The organism is Ruminococcus sporogenes (genome assembly GCF_054655175.1).
Map to the genome: position 1 here is coordinate 731,618 of NZ_BAAHOA010000001.1, position 21,568 is coordinate 753,185.

Consider the following 21,568-nt stretch of genomic DNA (forward strand, 5'->3'; position numbering starts at 1 on the left):
AGTACAGCGTTTTACATAGCCGCCTTGACAAAGCGGCTAAATTTATGCGAAAGGAGGACGCACAAATGTCAAATTGCAAAGTAATTGCTCTGACCAATCAGAAAGGCGGTGTCGGCAAGACCACAACGGCGGTAAATCTGGGCGTGAGCTTGGCACAGCAGGGAAAAAAAGTTCTGCTTGTCGATGCGGACGCACAGGCTAACCTCATAATGGCATTGGGATATACCAAGACGGATAATCTTCCGATTACCTTGTCTGACCTTATGCAGAATGTTATAGACGGAAAATCTGTTGATGTTCCAAAGAGTATCCTGCGTACTGATGAGGGCGTTGATTTGCTCCCGTCCTGCGTGGAATTGGCAGGTATCGAAACAACTTTGATTGATGCAAAAAATCGTGACAGCGTTTTGAAAACCTGTATCAGTGAGGTCAAAAAGAATTATGACTATGTGCTGATTGATTGTATGCCTGCTCTTGGTATGCTGACGATTAACGCATTGGCGGCGGCAGACAGCGTGGTTATCCCCAATCAGCCCCACTACTTTTCTATCAAAGGTCTGGAACAGTTGCTACGCTCCGTATCAAGGGTCAAGCGGCAAATCAATCCCAATCTTCGGATTGACGGTATCTTAATGACAATGGTAATGCCACGGACGAGAATTACGCAGACAGTAATCTCAACCGTGAAAAACGCCTATGGTCGTAACATCAGGATATTTGATACGCAGATACCGTTTTCTATCCGTGCGGTTGAAGCCACGGCAGAGGGAAAAAGCATTTTCGCTTATGACAAAAGCGGAAAGGTAGCCGCAGCCTATGAGCAGTTTGGAAAGGAGGTGGCAGACATTGGCGAGAAGCAAAGAAACAAAAATCGAGCTGACCGCTTACGATGACCTGTTTGAAACAGACCAGAGCCGTGAAGAAGCGAAGCTCAGCAAGATAAGGGATATTCCCATTTCAGAAATTGACGAGTTTCCAGACCACCCGTTTAAGGTGTTCATAGACGAGGATATGGAGCAGCTTGTCGATAGTATTAAACGAAATGGTGTAATGACCCCTGCTACTGTTCGGCTCAAAGAGGACGGACGGTATGAGCTTATCAGCGGACACAGGAGAAAAAAGGCGTGTGAGCTTGCAGGTCTGGAAACGCTGAAATGCGAGGTCAAAGAATTGACCCGTGATGAAGCCATTATCGTAATGGTGGAGAGCAACTTGCAGAGGTCAACCATTCTTCCAAGTGAGAAAGCCTTTGCCTATAAAATGCGGCTTGAAGCGATGAACAGACAAGGACAGCGTAACGATTTAACTTATTCTCCAATGGATAATAAGTTGAAAGGAACAACATCAGCACAAAAAATAAGTGAAAAAAGCGGTGACAGTCAACCTCAAATTTACCGCTATATCCGCCTTACCGAGCTTGTTCCCGAAATCCTGCAAATGGTTGATGACAGGCAGATTGCTTTTCGTCCTGCGGTGGAAATCTCTTATCTGCCCGAAGAACAGCAATACACTCTGCTTCAAGCTATGGAGTACAGCGATGCTACCCCGTCACTTGCACAGGCTATTAAAATGAAGAAGTTTATGCAGGATGATAAGCTCACGGACGAGGTTATCCAGTCCATTATGGAGGAGGAAAAACCAAACCAGAGGGAGAAGCCTGCCTTCCGTGATGAACGGATAACCAAGCTCATCCCCAAGTCTGTTCCCAGAGGACAGGAATCGGACTTTGTTGTGAAAGCGTTGGAGTTTTATAACCGCCATTTGCAGCGGAGCAAAGACCGTGAACGATAGCCACACACCGAGGGCGAGGTCTGCCTGTTTGCGGTGGATAGCCATATTTTCGGCTTCCCCCTCTCCACACCTCTCCCCCTAACTACTACCAGTAACTATCCGAAAAAAGAAAATATATGAGCTGCCAACAGGCGGCTTTTTTCGGTTGGTAAGGAAAATTCAACTCAACAATAACAGGAGGTAAACGATGAAATTTCATAGATTATTCAAAAAGGCTGCGGCTGCTCTTATGGCTGCGGTCACGGCATTGTCCGTCCTGCCTGCGACAACGGCGTTTGCTGCGGGCGATATAGGCACGATTTCTTTTACCCACACCTATGACAGCAGCGGCAATGCGATGAGATACAATTCAAGTGCTGTCTTTGACGGTTATACCGCAGGCGGTGCAGGCAATTACAAGTACCGTATGTTTGTGGACGGCGATGTGGGATTCTGTATTCAGCCGGGCGTACCGCTGAAAACGGGAAACACCTTGAAAAAGGCTTCCTCAGACACTTGGAACGCCCTTTCTGCAAACCAGAAAAAGGCGGTAGGGCTTGCCCTGCTCTACGGGTATCAGGGTAACCGCAGTCATCTGTCGGGCAGTGATGATGAAAAGTGGCTTGCGACACAGACCCTTGTATGGGAGTTTGTAACAGGCTGCCGTGAAGCCACAGGCTCCTATCAGCAGAACAGCACAAAGGCGTACAGCCTGCATTTCGGCTCAAACTATCCCAACAGCGGAGCAAAGGCAGCCTATGACCAGATTGTTTCGCTGATGAGTGAGCATAACACCATTCCGAGCTTTATGTCGGGCGGTAAAAATGATATTACCAAAGAGCTTGCCTACAAAGACGGAAAATACAGCATTACGCTGACGGACAAGAACGGTGTGCTTTCCGATTACAGCTTTTCAAGCTCTGACGGAAATGTATCGGTATCAAAGTCTGGCAACAAGCTGACTATCAGCTCTGCCGTTGCCGTTTCTGGCTCTGTCCGCATTACGGCAAAGCGAAACGGCGTGCCGACTGTGAGTGAAAGTGCCAAGATGATTGCTTACGGCGACCCGAACTTGCAGGATGTAGTCACAGGCGTGGAAAACGCCGATACCGTGGCAGCATATCTCAATGTGGAAACGCCGACAGGTACGATTGCTCTCAAAAAGACTTCCGAGGACGGCGTTGTCGGCGGCATTCAGTTCAATATCAAGGGCGATAACTTCAACAAAACCGTGACAACGGATAAGGATGGAAATATCAGCGTAGAGGGTTTATTCCCTGCCACCTATACCATCACGGAGCAGTCCATTGACCGCTATGAGCCGCAGGAAAGCCAGACCGTGACCCTTATCGGCGGAAAGACCACCACCGTAAACTTCAATAACACCTTGAAGCGTGGCTCTCTGGAGATTATCAAGAACCCCGAGGATAAACTGGTGGAGGGCGTGAAGTTCCACCTTTACGGCACATCGTTAAGCGGATTGCCTGTTGACGAATACGCCGTGACCAATGAAAAAGGCGTGGCGAAATTCCCGAATGTCCTTATCAGCGGAGATACGCCGTATGTGGTGGAGGAAGTCGATACCGCAGTACGCTATGTCGTTCCTGCTTCCCAGACAGCACCGATTGAATGGGAAAAGGTAACGAGCCGCACTTTTGTCAATGTACTCAAAAAGTTCAATGTGACCGTGACAAAAACGGATGCAGAAACAGGCACACCGCAGGGCGACGCTTCTCTTGCAGGTGCGGTGTACGGCATTTACAAGGGAGAAGAACTCATTGACACCTACACCACAGACAACAACGGGCAGTTTACCACAGAGTATTATGTCTGCGGTGATGACTGGACTATCCGAGAAATCAGTCCGTCCGAGGGTTATCTGCTCGACCCGACCATCCACAAGGTCGGTGCAGAGCCAGAGCTTTATACCGTGGAATATAACTCTACCGACAATGATGTGAATGAGCAGGTTATCAAGGGTAATATCGCCATTATCAAACACACCGATGACGGCGAAACCCAGATTGAAACGCCCGAAGTCGGGGCGACCTTTGAGGTCTATCTGAAATCGGCAGGCAGCTATGAGAACGCAAAGGAAACCGAGCGTGATGCCCTCACTTGCGATGAGAACGGCTTTGCCCAGACAAAAGATATGCCTTACGGTATTTACACCGTCCACCAGATTTCTGGTTGGGAGGGGCGTGAGCTGATGAAGGACTTTGATGTGTTTATCAGTGCCGACGGTCAGACCTACCGTTTCTTAATCAACAACGCCAACTTTGAAAGCTATATCAAGATTGTCAAGAAAGATGCGGAAACAGGCAATACCATTCCGTATGCAGGTGCAGGCTTTCAGCTTTATGACCCGAATGGAAACCTCATCACAATGACATTCACTTACCCCGAAGTAACGACGATTGACACTTTCTATACCACAGCGGACGGTTATCTCATCACGCCCCAGACTTTGGAATACGGCAAGGGTTATTCTCTTGTAGAGGTGCAAGCCCCGTATGGCTATGTCTTAGATTCCGAGCCTGTCTATTTTGATGTGGAACAATCCGATTCCACCGAAGAAAGCGGCATTACCGTCATTGAGGTGGTACGCTCTAATCTGGCACAGAAAGGCACGATTACCGTTTCCAAATCTGGCGAGATGTTCAGCTCCGTATCAGAAAATAACGGTCTGTATCAGCCTGTTTACGCAGTCGGCGGTTTGGAGGGTGCAGTTTATGAGATTACCGCAGCCGAGGATATTTACACTCTGGACGGAACACTCCGAGCAGAAAAAGGCGAGGTCGTGGATACCGTTACCACAGGTGCAGACGGTACGGCAAAATCAAAGGAGCTGCATCTTGGAAAATATGCGGTCAGGGAAATCGAAGCTCCTTACGGTATGGTGCTGAATGAGGAAATCCACAATGTTGAGCTTGTCTATGCAGGGCAGGATGTGGCTGTGACCGAAACGGCAACGAGCTTCTATAACGAAAGACAGCGTGTAGAAATCGACCTTACTAAGAGCCTTGATGTGGATAAAGATTACGGTGTCGGCAGCAACGGGGAAATCTTTGATGTAACCTTTGGCTTGTATGCCGCAGAGGACTTGACCGCCACAGACGGTACGGTACTCCCTGCTGATGGTCTGATTGAGATTATCTCCTTTGACGAGAACGGCTATGGCAAGGCGGCAACCGATTTGCCGTTTGGCAGCTACTATGTGAAAGAAATCTCCACCAACTCCGCATATATCATCAGCGACCAGAAATACCCTGTAACCTTTGAATATCAAGGACAGGACACCGCAACTGTCCACATCACAGCAAATGACGGCGAAGCCATTGAGAACAACATCATTTACGGCTCTGTCAGCGGTAAGAAATCAGATGAGGACGGCAAGGCGTTAGGCGGTGCGGTTATCGATATCTTTAAGGCAGGCACAGAGGAATTTACAAAAGAAAATGCTATCGAGACTACCACATCAAAAGATGACGGTAGTTTTTCTTTTGTAAAAGTGCCGTATGGAACTTGGATAATCCGTGAAATCGAAAGTCCGAAAGGCTTTGTACTCTCCGAAGAAGAAATTGCCGTAACAATCGGCAAGGTGGACGAGGTTGTTGAAATCGAGCTTATCAACTACTTCATTCAGGGCAATATTGAGCTGACAAAGGTGGATAAGGATTATCCAGACAACAAGCTCTCTGGTGCTGTCTTTGAGGTATTTGCCGATACCAACAAAAACGGCGAGTTTGATAAGGACGATGAGCTGCTTGGCGAAATGGCGGAGCTTGACGGCGGCATTTACCAGATGAAAGAACTCCGTTACGGCAAATATTTTGTCCGTGAGAAAACGGCACCGACAGGCTTTGTCCTTGATGAAAAGGTCTATACCGTATCCATTGAGGAGGACGGCAAGACCTATGTGGTGGAAAATGAAGCAGGCAAAGGCTTTGTGAACGCCGCACAGACTGGCTCTCTTAAAATCGTAAAGACATCTTCTGACGGCAAGTTAGAGGGCTTCTCTTTCCGAGTGACAGGTACGGACTATGACAAGACCTTTAAGACCGACAAAAACGGCGAAATCTTCATTGAAGATTTGAGGATTGGCGAATACACCGTATCCGAAGTAAACGACAAGGCTTCCGCAGGATATATCCTGCCTGCCGATAAACAGGCAACTATCAAGGTGGATGCGACCACGGTTGTCCAGATGCACAATGAGTTCAGAGATACCCCGAAAACGGGCGATGACTTTAACCCGTATCTCTGGGGCGGACTTGCGGCAGTATCCCTTATTGGTGCAGGCGTACTCGGCTTTATGGGTTATAAAAGCAGAAAGAAAAAGGAGGATTAAGGAATGGATGCGAAAACGATTGTTGCCATAGTGCTTGTGGCATTTATTGTAGGCGGAGCAATCTGGCTGAATATCCGTAACCGTAAGAATAAGTAAAGTGTCTGGGGGCAGTCGAAAAAGGCTGCCCCCTTTCCATATATGGAGGTATGCGATGAGAAATCTCAAGACCATTGAGGGCAAGGTAAAAGCCATCCTGCAAAAAGATGAGGAAGCCAGAAATGACGATATGACCCTCTACCTCAAGGTGTGTAATACCTGTCTGAAAGGTACGGGTGCAATGCCCTTTGCGGAGGTAATGTCGCAGTATAAATATCTGGGTCTGCCGAGCTTTGAGAGCGTGGGCAGGACAAGACGCAAGCTGCAGGCACAGTTCCCAGAGCTTAGAGGAAACGCCCGTATGGAGAAGCTCCGTGCCGCAGGCGAAAAGGCGTACCGCAAGTATGCCAAAGAATGAGAGGTGCTTATGAACGAAGAAAAACGCATCAACGGAGGTTATGAAATCATTGAGAGCCGTACTATCGGGAATAACGAGCTTGTCATCGGTCATAACCCAAAAGCTCCTAATCCGTATGTCTGTTGGTACTGTAAAGGCGGCGACAACTATTTCTGGGGCTATTACTGTAATGAGCTGTCCTCTGCCAGAGAAAAGCTGAAGGAACGGTATAAAACCGAATGTAATATGCCTTACAATCAGCCAGATAAAAAGCCCCGAAAGCGTGATGACCGTGAGCGATAAGAAAAAGATTTATGACTGTACGACCTGCCCTTATCCCCGATACAAGGACGGGTCTGTTATTTTCTGCGATGTCTGTATCAAAAAGATTTTAGACGAGCAGAACGAGAAAAAACGAAGAAAGGAGCAGCCAGATGGAGAATGAAGAAAAGCGTATGCTTGGCGATTATGAGGTCAAACAGAGTATCCATATCGGCAAAAAAGAGGTTGTGTTCGGCGTAAACGAAGCAGACAAATACCCCTTTATGGTCTGCTACTGCACCTATGATAATCCGTTTTCCGCAGCGTGGGCAACAGAGGCGGTGGGTACGGACGATTATCTGGAAGCAATGCAGATATTTACTGACCGAGTGCAGGCACAGATTGAGGTTGTCAAAGAGGAACAATCCAGATTTGATTTTGATATGACCCCGTTTACCAAAGACGATTGTATTCCCGATAAGCGAAGTGAAAGCATTGTCGGCAAGGTGGTGGTTATCAATGCAGAGCTTAACCGCTATGAGTATCAGCACTCCGCCTATCAGCTTGTATTGGTGGACGGCGGACACGGTGCGATTGGCGGCAGAGGTCAGGCGGTGTTCGGTACTTGCCTTGCAGACGGCAAGCGAGCCAGATGGGAAAGGTACGATGTGCTTGGCGTTATCAAGCCAGAGAAAATGCCCGATTGGGCAAAGGAAGCGGTTGCCACAATCAAGAAACAGGAAAAGGCAAAGAAACCCCACAGTAAGGAGGAACGCTGATATGGAAATAAGAACGATTGCACCGAATGAATGGAAATACACCTATTCCCAGAGTATGCAGATAACAGGACAGACAGGCAGCATCGGTCATCTCCGTGGCGACTTTGATTCTGGTGGTTACGGCTTTTATACCACTTGGAGCGACCACAGACCGCAATGGAAAACGGACGAATTTAAGACCGAGCTTGACGAGGTTATCAATGCCCTGCGTTCTCCCCAATACGGGCTGCTTCAAAACCGTCCTGCGATGAGCGAATATGCAAGGCGTTTCCCCGACAGTGCTTTTAAGGGGAATTACTGTACTGAGTACGGCTTCCGAGTGGATACCGAAAAGTACGCCTATCTGCTCCGCTTAAATCCCACAAAGGGCGACTATAACTTTTACTGCTATTGCTATGTCAAGGAATGGCTTGATAAGCATATCGGCAATGCAGAAAAAGGCATCCGCTTTATCGACCCTCATTACAAGGAGCTGTTTCGTATCCCAGATAGCGGTAAAATCTGTATCACTTCCGCTTGGGGAGAAAAGTCGGAACGCACCTGCCGCTATATTGACGAGTATCATACCGAAATCGGCAATAACCTCTACCACATCTGTGAATTTGCCGAGCGTATGGAGAAAAACGGTGCGACCTATGAGCCGATACCTGCCGAGCCGCAGGCGGTCAAAGCACCGAAGCATAAGAATTTGGAAAGATAAGGAGGATTGAGAAAGTGAATGTAAATCAAAAAGCAGTGAAAGTCTTAAACAAGATTTTTGAAGCAGGCTTTACCGATGAGAAAGCCATTTCCGCAATGACAATGGACGATATTCTCTCTATGCAGGGCATCACGGTTGCGGACATTACCATTATCAACGACCTGCAAAAGAGTATCAAGGCAAATAAGGTCATTTCCTTTTTGGGCGGTGGTGCAAATGAGTAAACAGATTATCTGCTTTAAGGATAGTGAGGATAAAGTCGTTGCAGCCGTTCCCGATGGCGGTGTACTCCGCTTGTTTTCAGAAAACGGCGATACGCAGTGTGTCCTCTGCCGCTATGTAGATGAAAGCCGTGCAGAAATTGACGGTGTGGTTTATGACACAAAAGACTTTATACAGAAAATGGAGCAAAATAAAATCGGCTATGCCCCTGCCTGATGATGGGGCAAAAATGACAAGGAGGTGTAAAGAAAATGGCTGCAAAGTATCAGCTAATCACAGAGCTGTATCGGCGTACAGGCGTGTCGGTTGCGAAAAGTCCGCAGGCGTGGCAGAGCTTCTTATCCTCTGCCTGCCGAAACTATAAATGCCGCTTTGACGAGCAGCTTTTGATTTTCGCACAACGCCCCGATGCTACCGCTGTAACCACCCTTGAAACTTGGAACAGACAATTTAAGCGGTGGGTCAATAAGAACAGCAAAGGTATAGCGGTGTTTGACACGAAAGGTCGCAGGAATACCCTCAAATACTACTTTGACATTTCCGATACCCACGAGGGATATAACAGCCGCCCTGTTCCGATATGGCAGATGAATGAGCGATACGAACAGGCGGTCATTGAACGGCTCTCCGACAGGTTTGGAGATTTAGAGGGTAACGATTTGGGCGAAGCTCTGATGCAGACAGCCCAAAATGCCGTAGAGGATAACCTGCCCGACTATCTGGCAGAGCTTAAAGACTGTACGAAAGACAGCTTTTTAGAGGAACTGGACGACTTTAATGTAGAGGTAATGTATAAGCGGCTTGCGGTAAACAGCGTTGCTTTTATGCTGATGAGCCGCTGCGGTCTGGATACAGGTGTGTATTTTGAGCGTGATGATTTTTCCGACATCGTGAATTTCAATACCCCTGCTACTCTAAATGCTATCGGACTTGCCGCAAGTGATATTTCCGAAATGGCTCTTAGGGGGATTTCCCAGACTGTCCGAAATGTGCAAATATCGGAGCGAAGCCAGAATCGCACCTTTGCACAGCCTGCCCCAAAGCAGTATGATGTGGGCAGAAAACAACCCGAAAGGAGCAATGATAATGAGCGAAATCACTTACACGAAACAGGGGGATTACCTTATTCCCGACCTAACATTACCGACAGAGCCAGAAATTCAGCTTGGCAGGTATGCTATGATGCACAGGGATTATCTGGAGCAGCACAAGCGAGTGACCTACCTCAATCTGCTGACATCGGGCAAACTGAACGGACATCTTTACCAGACCGAACAGACCGCACTTACGAGATTGGAGTGTCTGACGAAGCAGCTCTCAAAGGAGCAGGGCGTGACGGAGGAACTGAAAGAGAAAGCACCGATGCAGTGGGTCGGACTGATGAACAACATCCGCAGTCAGGCGGAGGAAATTATCTTGAGCGAACTGATTTACAATTAGAGGAATCAGAGCCGCAAGACAGCGTTGCCAATGAAGATGAGGTTAGAGCCAATCTTCCCACCGTAGATGAACAGATTGAAATGATAGCTGAAGCAGAGGACGAAAAATCCTCTGCTTTTTCTGTTTCACAGGAGGATATTGACGCTGTTCTTACAAAAGGAAGTGAATTTGAGGACAGTAAGTACCGTATTTACCGCCAGTTTTGGAAACTTGAGGACAGCAAGAAAAATATCGAATTTCTCAAAAAGGAATACGGGATAAGTGGCGGAGGTTACACCTATCCAGACGGTACAGAAGGTCATATCTGGTGTAGCGGAAAAGGGATTGCTATTGAAAAGTACGGCTCATATACCGACCCCGATTTACTTCTCTCTTGGTCAAAGGTGGAGAAACGCCTGCGTGAACTGATAGTTAAGAATAAACGCTATCTCAATCCGAAAGAGGAAGAACATTACCCCGACTATCTGGAAAAGATAGAAGCTCCGCAATATGAGATTGACGCCCAGAGGAAGATACAACGGCAGGTCTTTATTGACTCCAAGCGTGACCTGCCCCCTGCTGACAAACGGGATACCCTTGCGTTAAGGCTTTCTGACTTTATCAGAGATTTGGACGGCTATGAGAAGAATCTGCTTTCCAATGTGGAACGCACAGACCTTTCCAATGTGACTGCCGAGCAGATGGAACAGCATTTATCCGACCCTGCCACCGTTCAGCAGCTCATTGATTTCTTGAAATTGGTACAGGGTAAGACGGGCGATGTTTACAGCCGCAGTAATGCGTGGCGTTTCGGGCAGGAGCTTTTGGAGCTGCACCCTCTGCACTACCTCTATCACGAGGGCGATGTGGTGTATATCGGTGCGGATAAGTATGAGGTAGTGACCATTTCCGAGGACAGTGTTTCTCTGCAAAATGTGGAGTTCCCGCTGTTCGGTAAAGAGTTCAGCCGTGGCGACCTCGAAGAAAAGCTAAAGGAGAATGCTGCAAACGACCACTTGAAAGTAGTCGTTACCGAGAAGCAGAAAACAGAAACACTCTCCGAGAAAAAGCCAGACAGCCTGACATTCTCTATCGGCTTTTCGGAACACCCTGCCTTTTATGATAAGGAGTTCAATGACCGCTTTACCAATTTGAGCTTTGCTCTTGGGAATAAGCTGTTTGGCGTTCTGGACGAAAAACAGCACCGTGAGCGTGAAGGCGATAAAAATATCGGTTGGTATCACAAGACCGATTTTGAGATTTCCGCTGTTTTTGACGGTGAGGACTTCCGCTATGACGGACGGTTTGACATAGGCGACGGCGAGGGCGATTTGATTGCCCATATCAAAAATTACTATGATTACTGCCTATCCCCGAACTGCCCCTTTATCCCAGAGTGGAAAAAGCAGGGCGAGGACTACTACCGAGAGAAGATGGAGAGTCTGCGTTTCGGGCGTGAGCAGTTCATTCCCTATCTGGAGCAGCACACCGAGCTGACGAAAGAGGATGAAACGCTCCTTGCCGAGATAATGGCTACCGAAAGCGAATGGTTTAGAGTACCCGAAGAAGCGGAGCAATCCGAAGATAAGCCACATTATACCGTTGAGCAGACTTCCGATGCCTTTGCAGACCCCTTTATCATAAGGAACAATGCCGTACCAGAGGGTACGCAAGACCAATATTACGATGTGGACGGCATTTACCAGACCTTTGAAACCGAGGAAGAAGCACAGGAATACGCCGATACTTTGAATAGTGCCGAGCATATCACGAAGCTGTTTGCGGCGAAAGATGCCGAGCGTGAAGCGGATAATGCCGACCTCATCGGCAAGGAAATCACACTTGATAACCGCCGTTATGTCATTGAAAGTGTTGAAGAAATCAGCGGCGATGTTTCGATGCGTGACATCACATTCCAGAACGAAGCAGGCTTCCCGATTAACCGTGTGGAGAAGCTGCCCCGTGTCCGTGAATGGCTCAAAGCACAGGAGCAGGCTTCGCCACTTCCAGAAAAAGAAAAAGCTCCTGCCGTTACCGCTGACCGCAGCAACTACCGTATTACCGAGGATACTTTGGGTATTGGCGGAGCAAAGGAAAAGTTTAAGGCGAATATGGCGGCGGTCAATCTCTTACACGACCTTGAGATTGAAAACCGTCTTGCCACACCCGAAGAACAGAAAATCCTTGCAGGCTATGTGGGGTGGGGCGGTCTGTCTATGGCGTTTGATGAGAACAATGCGGCTTGGGCAAATAAATTTAAGGAGCTGTATGTGACCCTCTCCCCAGAGGAATACCGTGCCGCAAAGGAGTCCACGCTGACCGCCTTTTATACGCCGCCTGTTGTTATCAAGGCAATGTATGAAGCACTTGACCGACTTGGTTTTTCCGAGGGCAACATCTTGGAGCCGTCCTGCGGCACAGGCAATTTCTTTGGTCTGCTTCCAGACAGTATGGCAAATTCAAAGCTCCACGGCGTAGAAATCGACTCTCTGACGGGCAGGATTGCAAAGCAGCTCTACCAGAAAGCAAATATCGCCACCTGCGGCTTTGAGAAAACAAAGCTCCCAGACGACCACTTTGATGTGGTGCTTGGCAATGTGCCGTTTGGAGATTTTCGGGTCAATGACAGCCGATACAACGCCCAGAATTTCCGCATACACGATTACTTTTTCGCAAAGGCATTGGATAAAGTCCGTGCCGGTGGCGTTGTGATGTTCATTACCTCAAAGGGTACGATGGACAAAGCAAGTCCAGAGGTGCGGAAATATATTGCCCAAAGAGCCGAGCTTTTGGGAGCTGTCCGCCTGCCCGACAATACTTTTCGGGCAAATGCAGGCACGGAGGTCACAAGTGACATTCTCATTTTGCAGAAGCGTGACCGTGTAATGGATATAGAGCCAGACTGGGTACACCGTGATACCGATGAGAACGGTATCACGATGAACAGTTATTTTGTGCAGCACCCAGAAATGATTCTGGGCGATATGGTAATGGAAAGCACACGCTTCGGCAAAATGGACGCAGCCTGCAAAGCGAAAAAGGATATTTCCCTTGCAGAACAGCTTCAAGTCGCTGTGCAGAACATTCACGGTGAGATTCCAGAATATGAGATTGACGAAATCTCTGACGAGCAGGACGAGGTAATCCCTGCCGACCCAAGCGTTAAGAATTTCTCTTACACTCTGGTCAACGGCAAGGTGTATTTCCGTGAAAACGATGTGATGACACCTGCCAATCTCTCAATGACCGCCGAGAGCCGTGTCAAAGGTTTGGTGGAAATCAGAGATTGTGTGCGGAAGCTCATATCCTATCAGACCGAGGATTATCCAGAGGAACTCATACGCACCGAACAGGAAAACCTCAACCGCTTATATGACAGCTACACTAAAAAGTACGGTCTAATCAACAGCCGAGGAAACTATCTTGCCTTTGCTTCAGATGAGAGCTACTTCCTGTTATGCTCTTTGGAGGTGCTTGACGACGAGGGCAACTTCAAACGGAAAGCCGATATGTTCTCCAAGCGGACAATCAAACCCCATCGTGCCGTGACTTCCGTGGAAACGGCAAGCGAAGCTCTGGCAATCTCCATCGGGGAGAAAGCCCGTGTTGATTTGCCGTTTATGGCGGAGCTGACAGGCAAGGAGCAGGCAGAAATCATCCGTGATTTGCAGGGCGTTATCTTTAAGATACCCCACTCCGAGCCTGCAAAATATGTGACCGCAGACGAATATCTGTCTGGCAATGTCCGCAATAAACTTGTGATTGCAGAAACGGCGGCAAAGACAGACCCAGAGCTAATCATCAACGCCGAAGCACTAAGGAAAGTGATTCCAAAGGATTTGAGTGCAGGAGAAATTTCCGTGCGGCTTGGAGCTACTTGGATACCGCAGGAGGATATTCAGCAGTTTGTGATGGAGCTTTTAACTCCGTCAAGCTATGCGGCAGGCAGGATTAAGGTACGCTACACGGCGATGAACGGCGACTGGTTTATCGAGAATAAGAGTTCCGATTATGGAAATGTCAAGGCGGACAGCACCTACGGTACAAAGAGGGCGTCCGCCTACCGTATTATCGAGGACACGCTGAATTTGCGTGATGTGCGTATTTTTGACTATGTTTACGACGAACACGGCAACAAAAAGGCGGTATTCAACCATAAGGAAACCACGGCGGCACAGGCAAAGCAGGAAGTAATCAAGCAGGCGTTTCAGGATTGGATATGGAAAGACCCAGAACGCCGCAACCGCCTTGTCCGTTCCTACAATGATACCTTTAACTCTGTCAGACCCCGTGAATATGATGGAAGCCATATCACTTTCGGCGGCATCAGTCCAGAAATCACGCTCCGACCCCACCAAGTCAATGCCATTGCCCATATCCTTTACGGCGGCAACACGCTCCTTGCACACAAGGTCGGTGCGGGCAAGACCTTTGAAATGGTCGCCGCCGCACAGGAAAGCAAACGGCTTGGTTTATGCGATAAGTCTATGTTTGTTGTGCCAAACCACCTTGTGGGGCAATGGGCTTCCGAGTATCTGCGGCTGTATCCGAGTGCCAATATTTTAGTGTCACGAAAGCAGGACTTTGAAACCGCCAACCGAAAGAAGTTCTGCGGCAGGATTGCCACGGGCGATTACGATGCGGTCATCATCGGTCACAGTCAGTTTGAAAAAGTGCCGATGAGCCTTGAACGGCAGTACAATATGCTTCAGGAACAGCTTGACGATATTGAGCGTGGCATTGACGATATTCAGAGGTCTAATGGCGAACAGTTCACGGTCAAGCAGCTAATGAAAACCCGAAAGTCTATCCAGAATAAGCTCGACAAGCTCAACGACACCAAGCGGAAAGACACCGTGATTGACTTTGAGGAATTGGGCGTTGACCGCTTATTCATTGATGAGAGCCATTTTTACAAGAATTTGTACCTTTATACCAAGATGAGGAATGTGGGCGGCATTGCACAGACCGAAGCACAAAAAAGCTCCGACCTCTTTATGAAGTGCCGCTATCTGGACGAAATCACAGGCAGCCGAGGTACGATATTTGCCACGGGTACGCCTGTTTCAAACTCAATGGTAGAGCTATACTCTGTCCAGAGGTACTTGCAGTACGACACGCTGATGCAGAACGGCTTACAGCACTTTGATTCTTGGGCTTCTACTTTCGGAGAAACGGTCACGGCTCTGGAGCTTGCTCCAGAAGGTACAAATTACCGAGCCAAGACGAGATTTGCCAAGTTTTACAATCTCCCAGAGCTTATGCAGATGTTTCGTGAGGTTGCGGACATTCAAACCGCCGATATGTTGAAGCTCCCCGTTCCAAAGGTCAATTACCACAATATCAAGACCAAGCCGAGCGAGATACAGACTGAAATGGTAGCCAACCTTGCCAAGCGAGCCGAGAAAGTCCGTGCCAGAGCTGTTGAGCCACAGGTCGATAATATGCTGAAAATCACGAATGACGGGCGGAAACTTGCCCTTGACCAGAGAATGATTGACCCAATGCTGCCCGATGACCCCGACAGTAAGGTTAATGCCTGCGTGGATAATGTGTACCGTATCTGGGAGGAACACGCCGACACGAAAGCAACGCAGCTTATCTTTTGTGACCTCTCCACTCCGAAAAATGACGGCAGCTTTAACATCTATGACGATATTCGTGGGAAGCTCACCGAGCGTGGCATTCCTGCCGAACAGGTACGCTTTATCCACGAAGCCACCACCGATGCACAGAAAAAGGAACTGTTCGCAAAGGTACGAAGCGGTGAAGTCCGTGTGCTACTCGGCTCTACCCCGAAAATGGGGGCAGGCACGAATGTCCAAGACCGCCTTATTGCCATCCACAATTTAGATTGTCCGTGGCGACCCTCTGACCTTGAACAAAGGCAGGGGCGTATCGAAAGACAAGGCAATATGTTCCCAGAGGTTGAGGTTTACCGCTATGTGACGGAACAGACCTTTGATGCTTACCTCTATCAGCTTGTAGAGAGCAAGCAGAAATTTATCAGCCAGATAATGACGAGCAAAAGCCCTGTCCGTTCTGCCGAAGATGTGGACGAGGTGGCATTGTCCTTTGCGGAGGTCAAAATGCTTGCCACAGGCGATGAGCGTTTCAAGGAAAAAATGGACTTGGATATACAGGTATCGAAGCTTAGAGTGTTAAAGCAGAGCTATCTGTCCGAGCATTACGACCTTGAGGACAGAATCTTACAGCAGTTCCCGAAGCTGATTAAGGAGTATGAGGAACGCATTACAGGCTATGAAGCAGATACCGCCCTTGCCGAACAGCACAAACCGCAGGGCGAGGATAAGTTCTGCCCGATGACCTTGCAGGGCGTGACCTACACCGAAAAAGCTGACGCAGGACAAATGCTTCTTGCACTCTGCAAGGAAAATCCGCAGTCAAAGCCTGCCGAAATCGGCAGTTACCGTGGCTTCAAGTTGGAGGTTTATTACGACCCTGTTAATTCAAACTACTGTTTAAACCTCTGCGGAAAGAGCAGGCACAAGGTTGAGTTAGGCTCGGACGCTCTCGGCAATCTAACCCGAATTGAGAACGAGCTGTCAAGACTTTCTGTAATGCTTACAGCCGCAAAGACCAGAAAGGAGGAAATCGTCACACAGCTTGAAAATGCAAAGGTTGAGGTTGAGAAGCCTTTTGCCTTTGAGGAGGAGCTGAAAGAGAAAACCGACAGGCTGAACGCCCTTAACATCGAGCTGAATCTGGACGAAAAGGACACATCTGCCCTTGACACAGAGCCAGAGCAGGGCGATGAGCCGCCCGAAAGAAAATGTGCCAATCGGGAGAGATAACCGTATTTGCAGATTTGTATTCAGAAAACGGCGGCTGTATAATAGAGCCAACAGGTTTAAATCGGAGGTAATGATATGGCAAAGAAACTGAACTTTGACACCTTTTTTGAAGCATACAGCGGAGAATTTGCAGAGTATTTGAGCCGTGTTTCCACCTACGCTGTCAGCGATGCGGAACACAAAAAACTGACCGAAGAAAACAATGAGCTGTACCGGCTCTATCCGAAAGTCAGACAAGTGATAGACTATGACAACCCCTGTGGTCTGTCCGAGCAGGAATGTACGGCACTGATACAGGTGCTTTCCAACAGGAATAGGCTCATTGAACTGGAAGAAAAACAAGTCTATTTCAAAGGCTGTAGTGATTGTGTAGGTTATCTCAAGAAAATGAATTTACTGTAAAATGGACGGCATTGGCGTGAAGCTAATGCCGTTTTTACATAGTTTAGAGGTAGAAAAGGCTATGGATTTATGTTATATTATTTTCATTACAGCAGAGAGGATTAGAAGTAGAAAATGAATTTTATTGAATGGTTTACAACAAACTGGTACACAAATATGTTTACTCTCTTTACAGTTTTATTGTCGGGTATCATTTCATTGGTAATTTCGGCAGCTTACTATCATAAAGGAAACAGAAATAATTTGAAAATGTCTGTTATTCATCCGATAGTAAGGTTATTAGCCGAGGGATATTCAAGAAAGAATTATGGAGTATTATGTGAGATTTCAAAAGAATATAGTGCAAGATATTTAAGCAAAAAAGAGAGAGAAAAATTAAATACTCTTTTATTGGCATACAAAGAGGTCAGCACATATAATGATATATCAGTTAAATCTGATATTTTATTTTCTTATTTTGAATTTACGCTCAAAAACAATAATATTGACCCAAAACCTGTTCCGATTGAGCATGAAGGTGAAATTGTTTATAGCACTTATCCGCCCGATTTATACTATCTGGCTGAAGATTTGGAGAAAGCTCTTAGGAGATATGACCCAGATTTTGAGCCAGAAGAATGTAAAACTGCGGTAATTTCTTTATATGAAAGCTATTGTAAGAAGTATTATACTTCCCAAAAAATTGCATATTTTGATGATTACACACTTTCACAAGTATTGAAAAAATCAAAAATTCGTGAGAAATGGGATGGAAAATTTGATGTAGCCAAGAAAGCGAAAGAAGAATTTATGAATTTGAAAATAGCAAAATAAAGGTATCTTTTACATAGCCGAGAGGTTTTCTTAACGGAAAATCCCTCGGCTTTTTCGTGTGCCTGACGGTGCACGTTTCTAATGGGTGAAAGTCCCTAGTCTGCCCTAGTAGTGGGAAAGACATAGCCAAAGACAAGGGTGTCCTTTTCATAGATGAACTATGATTAACGTGAGGGGAATCTGGAGGAAGTCGGAGGCAAATCTCTGGTCTGACGAACAGAAATCACATCAGGCTACAGTTAAGGATAAGATTGCGAAACAAGTCAAAGTCCAATAACTACTCGGAATTAACTGTAGTAAATGTGGCAGATATATGGAGAGAAAGAATCGTGTGGTACTCAGGGAGGTCTCGTCAGCGGATGGAAACAGAGTATGAAATCCGTGAGTAACAACGAATGGCGAGAAGTCAGCAGAAGCCATAGTAAACCGATGGTTGCAAACATCGGCGAAGGGCTGAACTTTAGGAGATACAAGCTAATGAATGTAACTGAAAATAGATTTAAGAACAGACAACTTCATATTGAGGACTATCTGCAAATGGTATCTGCGGAACAGAAAGAGAATGCAGAAGTGTTCGACTATTCTAAGATTACTGAAAAGAGCGGTATCATCACAGGCTATTGGACGAACAATCTGTTGGAATTGATTTTGCGTAAAGATAATCTTAACAAAGCATATAAGCGTGTGAAATCAAATAAGGGAGCAGGTGGAATTGACGGAATGCAGGTAGATGAACTTCTGCCCTACCTGAAAGAAAACCAAACTGCCTTAATCCAAGAGATAAGGATTGGCAAATATAAACCAAATCCGGTTCGACGGGTAGAGATACCCAAAGAAACAAAAGGCGAGTTTAGAAAGCTTGGAGTTCCAACGGTGATTGACCGAGTAATCCAACAGGCAATTACACAGGAACTTACGCCAATCTATGAGGAGCAATTCTCAGAAAACAGTTTTGGTTTTCGCCCAAAAAGAGGACAACACGACGCCCTAAGACAATGTCAAAAGAACGTAAACGATGGTTATGTATACGTGGTGGACATGGACTTGGAAAAGTTTTTCGATACCGTATGCCAAAGTAAGCTAATAGAGGTGTTGTCAAGAACAATTAAAGACGGCAGATTGATTTCACTGATACACAAATATCTCAATGCGGGAGTTATGGCAAAGGGAATGTTTGAACGCACAGAAATCGGTATGCCACAAGGCGGACCACTCAGTCCATTACTTAGTAATGTCATGCTCAATGAACTGGACACGGAATTAGAACGCAGAGGACATAGATTCGTCCGTTATGCGGACGACTGTATGATATTCTGTAAAAGTAGGAAAAGTGCAGAAAGAACATTGGAAAAAATTCTCCCATTCATCGAGGAAAAATTATTCCTTAAAGTAAATCGGAAGAAAACGACAGTGGCTCATATCAGAGAAGTAAAATATCTTGGATATGCCTTTTACAGCTATCAAGGAAAATGCAGACTTCGGGTGCATACAAAATCAGTTGCCAAGATGAAAAATAAAATCAGAGAACTGACAAATAAAAGCAATGGAATGAGTAATGCAAGGAGAGAAGAAAAATACCAACAGTATGTGAAAGGTTGGGTAGAATATTTCAAACTTGCGGACATGAAAGGACTTTTAGTGGAAACAGACGCATGGGCGAGACGAAGAATAAGAGCGGTTTATTGGAAACAATGGAAGAAAGTGAAGACCCGATACCGCATTCTGAGAAAGTTGAAACTGGAACATTGGCGAGCAATAAAACTAGCAAATAGCAGATGTGGTTATTGGAGAATGGCAGAAATGTTAAATACGGTAATCACAAATAAAATAATAGCCAAGCTCGGATATACGTCCATGCTTGACTACTATCTAATAGTACGTGAAAACTAAGGAACCGCCGTATACCGAACGGTACGTACGGTGGTGTGGGAGGTCGGTAGATAAAATAATTATCTACCTCCTACCCGATTATTTTAAGGAGGTGATTTTACCCATTGAGAAGCAACAGACCCTATGTGCAGCTTGACCCTGCCGTGATTGAGCAGGCACGGCAGATGGACTTGCTGACCTATCTTCGGAACTATGAGCCGAGCAATCTAAAGCGTGTGGCAGGCAATGTCTATTGCACCGCAGAACACGACAGCTTGAAGATTTCCAACGGCAAATGGTACTGGTGGTCGAGAGGCTTCGGCGGCGTTTCCGCCCTTGATTATCTTATCAAGGTCAAGGAGTATTCCTTTGTGGAAGCTGTGGAGCAACTCACAGGCGTGGTCAGGGATTGGATATCGCCGCCCCCTGCTGTTAAGAAAGATGAGCCAAAGGAGCTGCTTCTGCCAAAGAAAAACAAGAACTGTGACCGAGTGATGCGGTATCTTTTCGGGCGTGGCATTGACTATCAGCTCATACAGGACTGCGTTGCAGACGGCACGATTTTTGAAAGTGCCGACTACCACAACGCTGTTTTTGTAGGGAAAGATGAAAGCGGAACGCCTAAGTATGCCGCCTGCCGCAGCACTTTAGGCAGCTCCTTTAAAGGCGACGCATCGGGCAGCGACAAGCGGTATTCGTTCCGACTTCTGGCAAGAGAACCTTGCGTATCGGTGCATTTGTTTGAAGCCGCCATTGATTTACTCTCTTATGCCACCTATTTAAAGTGTGAGGGAAAGGATTACAGAAAAGAACATCTGCTCTCTCTTTCGGGCGTGTATCAGCCAAAGAAAGAAATCAAGGACAGCAAAGTACCGATTGCCTTGACCACATTTTTGAAAGCCAATCCCCATATCAAGACCATTGTCCTGCATCTGGACAATGACAAAACAGGTCGGCTCTGTACCGCCGCCCTCAAAGAACTGCTGAATAAGGATTACAAAATCGTTGACGCTCCGCCGCCTGTCGGTAAGGACTTCAACGATTTTTTGTTGTCCTATTTAGGTCTGGAACAGCGAAAACAGAGCCGTGAAAGGAGCGATGCCCGCTAATTTTGCAGCCCATAAACCAAGAAACCAAATCAATTTTAAGAATGAAAGTGAGGAAACTGCCCAATGAAAAAGTATTCTGTTACCCTGCGTGGACACTATGAAAAGACCATCTCCGTCTATGCAGACACCCCAGAAGAAGCCAAGAAAAAGACCGAAATTGTCCTTTTTGATACCGACCTTATTGACTTTACCGATGACGATTTTGTCTGCGGCGAAGCAAATATTACCGAGTCTTTGGAGGACGGCTGTGAAGAAAATGCGGACGAGGACGGCGGTCTTGAGATGGAGGATTGTTCGGACTGTCCTTATTACTGTTCCGTGTGTGGAGAATGTATGTATGAGGACGACTGTGAAGAATAAGTCTTACCAAGCACTGAATTTGGTTATCCAGACTGCTGTCTGGAAACAAATTCGCTTGTTAGGGGATGCCCCTAATACCCCAATTTAAAGAGATACCGCAAGGGTATCCCATTATGCCGTGAAAAGCACGGCAGACAGAAGAAAGGAGTTTTTAAGAATGAGCGAGCTTTTGTTTTTCATCATCGGCACAGCACTCGGCAGTCTGACAGGCGTTGTTGTGATGTGCCTTTTACAGATAAACAGGCTCTCCAAGTGAGAGGAAGTG

General features: G+C 46.8%; 18 protein-coding genes. All 18 read left to right on the plus strand.

Annotated features, from left to right (window positions below):
• Positions 1–65: 65 nt before the first annotated feature.
• Positions 66–893, plus strand: a complete 828-nt coding sequence (locus ACYQ0N_RS03920; RefSeq protein WP_460161901.1) for a ParA family protein — start codon at positions 66–68, stop codon at positions 891–893.
• Positions 847–1,791, plus strand: coding sequence for a ParB/RepB/Spo0J family partition protein (locus ACYQ0N_RS03925; protein ID WP_460161902.1), 945 nt, complete (start codon positions 847–849; stop codon positions 1,789–1,791). Before ACYQ0N_RS03920 ends, ACYQ0N_RS03925 begins: the two co-directional genes overlap by 47 nt.
• A gap of 187 nt (positions 1,792–1,978) precedes the next feature.
• Positions 1,979–6,121 carry a SpaA isopeptide-forming pilin-related protein gene (locus ACYQ0N_RS03930; protein ID WP_460161903.1) on the plus strand — a complete coding sequence of 1,381 codons (4,143 nt, stop codon included), beginning with the start codon at positions 1,979–1,981 and terminating at the stop codon, positions 6,119–6,121.
• A gap of 151 nt (positions 6,122–6,272) precedes the next feature.
• Positions 6,273–6,575 carry a hypothetical protein gene (locus ACYQ0N_RS03935; RefSeq protein ID WP_460161904.1) on the plus strand — a complete coding sequence of 101 codons (303 nt, stop codon included), beginning with the start codon at positions 6,273–6,275 and terminating at the stop codon, positions 6,573–6,575.
• Between the two features lie 9 nt (positions 6,576–6,584).
• Entirely contained in the window at positions 6,585–6,857 is a 273-nt protein-coding gene (locus tag ACYQ0N_RS03940) for a hypothetical protein (protein ID WP_460161905.1), read from the plus strand.
• Positions 6,847–6,999, plus strand: a complete 153-nt coding sequence (locus ACYQ0N_RS03945; RefSeq protein WP_460161906.1) for a hypothetical protein — start codon at positions 6,847–6,849, stop codon at positions 6,997–6,999. The genes ACYQ0N_RS03940 and ACYQ0N_RS03945 overlap by 11 nt, the downstream gene beginning before the upstream one ends.
• On the plus strand, positions 6,989–7,594 hold the full coding sequence (locus ACYQ0N_RS03950; RefSeq protein ID WP_460161907.1) for a hypothetical protein: 606 nt from the start codon (positions 6,989–6,991) through the stop codon (positions 7,592–7,594). Before ACYQ0N_RS03945 ends, ACYQ0N_RS03950 begins: the two co-directional genes overlap by 11 nt.
• Position 7,595: 1 nt before the next feature.
• Positions 7,596–8,294, plus strand: a complete 699-nt coding sequence (locus ACYQ0N_RS03955; protein WP_460161908.1) for a hypothetical protein — start codon at positions 7,596–7,598, stop codon at positions 8,292–8,294.
• A 14-nt stretch (positions 8,295–8,308) separates the two neighbouring features.
• Positions 8,309–8,518 carry a hypothetical protein gene (locus ACYQ0N_RS03960; RefSeq protein ID WP_460161909.1) on the plus strand — a complete coding sequence of 70 codons (210 nt, stop codon included), beginning with the start codon at positions 8,309–8,311 and terminating at the stop codon, positions 8,516–8,518.
• Positions 8,511–8,732, plus strand: coding sequence for a hypothetical protein (locus ACYQ0N_RS03965; RefSeq protein WP_460161910.1), 222 nt, complete (start codon positions 8,511–8,513; stop codon positions 8,730–8,732). Before ACYQ0N_RS03960 ends, ACYQ0N_RS03965 begins: the two co-directional genes overlap by 8 nt.
• An 870-nt stretch (positions 8,733–9,602) precedes the next feature.
• Complete coding sequence (locus ACYQ0N_RS03970; RefSeq protein WP_460161911.1) at positions 9,603–9,956, plus strand: TnpV protein; 354 nt, start codon at positions 9,603–9,605, stop codon at positions 9,954–9,956.
• Between the two features lie 680 nt (positions 9,957–10,636).
• Positions 10,637–16,750: an LPD25 domain-containing protein gene (locus ACYQ0N_RS03975; RefSeq protein WP_460162167.1), complete on the plus strand. Its 6,114-nt coding sequence runs from the start codon at positions 10,637–10,639 to the stop codon at positions 16,748–16,750.
• Between the two features lie 75 nt (positions 16,751–16,825).
• Positions 16,826–17,152 (plus strand): DUF6664 family protein, encoded by a 327-nt coding sequence (locus tag ACYQ0N_RS03980; protein ID WP_460161912.1) that lies wholly within the window; start codon positions 16,826–16,828, stop codon positions 17,150–17,152.
• A gap of 114 nt (positions 17,153–17,266) precedes the next feature.
• Positions 17,267–17,965: a hypothetical protein gene (locus ACYQ0N_RS03985; RefSeq protein ID WP_460161913.1), complete on the plus strand. Its 699-nt coding sequence runs from the start codon at positions 17,267–17,269 to the stop codon at positions 17,963–17,965.
• 477 nt (positions 17,966–18,442) lie between these two features.
• Positions 18,443–19,855 (plus strand): group II intron reverse transcriptase/maturase, encoded by a 1,413-nt coding sequence (gene ltrA / locus ACYQ0N_RS03990; RefSeq protein ID WP_460162168.1) that lies wholly within the window; start codon positions 18,443–18,445, stop codon positions 19,853–19,855.
• Positions 19,856–19,959: 104 nt separating this feature from the next.
• A complete protein-coding gene (locus ACYQ0N_RS03995; RefSeq protein ID WP_460161914.1) occupies positions 19,960–20,943 on the plus strand; it encodes a DUF3991 domain-containing protein in 984 nt (327 codons plus the stop codon).
• Positions 20,944–21,006: 63 nt separating this feature from the next.
• On the plus strand, positions 21,007–21,303 hold the full coding sequence (locus ACYQ0N_RS04000) for a hypothetical protein (RefSeq protein ID WP_460161915.1): 297 nt from the start codon (positions 21,007–21,009) through the stop codon (positions 21,301–21,303).
• 157 nt (positions 21,304–21,460) lie between these two features.
• On the plus strand, positions 21,461–21,559 hold the full coding sequence (locus ACYQ0N_RS04005) for a DUF3789 domain-containing protein (RefSeq protein WP_460161916.1): 99 nt from the start codon (positions 21,461–21,463) through the stop codon (positions 21,557–21,559).
• Positions 21,560–21,568 lie beyond the last annotated feature (9 nt).

Excerpts from the sequence above, each read along its gene's own strand:
- ACYQ0N_RS03920 (WP_460161901.1), top strand. The coding sequence starts at position 66 with ATGTCAAATTGCAAAGTAATTGCTCTGACCAATCAGAAAGGCGGTGTC.
- ACYQ0N_RS03930 (WP_460161903.1), top strand. The coding sequence starts at position 1,979 with ATGAAATTTCATAGATTATTCAAAAAGGCTGCGGCTGCTCTTATGGCT.
- ACYQ0N_RS03935 (WP_460161904.1), top strand. The coding sequence starts at position 6,273 with ATGAGAAATCTCAAGACCATTGAGGGCAAGGTAAAAGCCATCCTGCAA.
- ACYQ0N_RS03940 (WP_460161905.1), top strand. The coding sequence starts at position 6,585 with ATGAACGAAGAAAAACGCATCAACGGAGGTTATGAAATCATTGAGAGC.
- ACYQ0N_RS03950 (WP_460161907.1), top strand. The coding sequence starts at position 6,989 with ATGGAGAATGAAGAAAAGCGTATGCTTGGCGATTATGAGGTCAAACAG.
- ACYQ0N_RS03955 (WP_460161908.1), top strand. The coding sequence starts at position 7,596 with ATGGAAATAAGAACGATTGCACCGAATGAATGGAAATACACCTATTCC.
- ACYQ0N_RS03965 (WP_460161910.1), top strand. The coding sequence starts at position 8,511 with ATGAGTAAACAGATTATCTGCTTTAAGGATAGTGAGGATAAAGTCGTT.
- ACYQ0N_RS03970 (WP_460161911.1), top strand. The coding sequence starts at position 9,603 with ATGAGCGAAATCACTTACACGAAACAGGGGGATTACCTTATTCCCGAC.
- ACYQ0N_RS03975 (WP_460162167.1), top strand. The coding sequence starts at position 10,637 with ATGGAACAGCATTTATCCGACCCTGCCACCGTTCAGCAGCTCATTGAT.
- ACYQ0N_RS03980 (WP_460161912.1), top strand. The coding sequence starts at position 16,826 with ATGGCAAAGAAACTGAACTTTGACACCTTTTTTGAAGCATACAGCGGA.
- ACYQ0N_RS03985 (WP_460161913.1), top strand. The coding sequence starts at position 17,267 with ATGAATTTTATTGAATGGTTTACAACAAACTGGTACACAAATATGTTT.
- ltrA (WP_460162168.1), top strand. The coding sequence starts at position 18,443 with ATGAATGTAACTGAAAATAGATTTAAGAACAGACAACTTCATATTGAG.
- ACYQ0N_RS04000 (WP_460161915.1), top strand. The coding sequence starts at position 21,007 with ATGAAAAAGTATTCTGTTACCCTGCGTGGACACTATGAAAAGACCATC.
- ACYQ0N_RS04005 (WP_460161916.1), top strand. The coding sequence starts at position 21,461 with ATGAGCGAGCTTTTGTTTTTCATCATCGGCACAGCACTCGGCAGTCTG.